Consider the following 234-nt stretch of genomic DNA (forward strand, 5'->3'; position numbering starts at 1 on the left):
AACGATTCAATCACGATGCCAAACCTTACATTTTCAACCATTAGTCAAAAAAACATTAATTGATCGCTTAATCAAACAGGGGATTGGTGAAAAGACTGCAGCCCTTTTAGCTGAGCTGACAAATAGTTTTGAGAAAGCAGTTGAAATCTCTCAAGATGAATGGTTTAATGAAGCTAGGGAAATCATTTTGCAATGGTTTAATTATCTAAAAAGTAATGACTTACAGGCATTTAT

The 234-nt window shown here is 33.8% G+C and carries 1 pseudogene; it reads left to right on the plus strand.

What is annotated here, in order from left to right:
• Positions 1-234, plus strand: a pseudogene (locus tag LJE09_RS17790) (hypothetical protein); the annotation flags it as partial.

Source organism: Blautia sp. DFI.3.45, from assembly GCF_020593505.1.
GTDB lineage: Bacteria > Bacillota > Clostridia > Lachnospirales > Lachnospiraceae > Blautia_A > Blautia_A wexlerae.